Consider the following 486-nt stretch of genomic DNA (forward strand, 5'->3'; position numbering starts at 1 on the left):
GGGAAACGGTCGCTGAAGTGTTCGCCCTGGCGCAGGCGCTGCCAGAATTGCTGATAGGCCAGGCTCTCGCTCAGACTGCGCGAACAGAACAGTCGGTGGTGCTGGCCGACGATCTCCTCCAGGCTGTAGCCCACCACCTCGAGAAAGGCGCGATTGGCATCGAGGATGATGCCATCCGGGGTGAACTCGATCATCGCCATCGATTGTCGTATGGCCTGCAGCTCGGCCGTTCCGGCGCTGGGCGTGTCCTTCTGCTCTTTATTGCGTGACAGCCACATCTCACGTCTCCTTTCGTTCCGTCACCGGAGATAACACTAGACGACATTTGCGCGTTCCACTGGCGGTTCAAGCTGTGTAGGGTTGTCCGTTCGATGAACGAGGGACGGACATGGACAGAATCGATCGACTGGCTGCGCAACTGGGTGACGGGTTGAAAAGGGTGGGCGCCCAGGTGAGCACCGCAGAGTCCTGCACCGGCGGTGGGAT

At 60.3% G+C, this 486-nt stretch carries 1 protein-coding gene; it reads right to left on the reverse strand.

The window, feature by feature from the left end; all coding sequences use genetic code 11:
• Positions 1-278: PAS domain S-box protein (locus J0A65_RS25660; RefSeq protein WP_206597035.1), on the reverse strand; the 278-nt coding region annotated here is incomplete at its 3' end.
• Between the last annotated feature and the right edge of the window lie 208 nt (positions 279-486).

The sequence above is a fragment of the Bowmanella yangjiangensis genome (genome assembly GCF_017255015.1).
In the GTDB taxonomy this organism is placed as follows: Bacteria; Pseudomonadota; Gammaproteobacteria; order Enterobacterales; family Alteromonadaceae; genus Bowmanella; species Bowmanella yangjiangensis.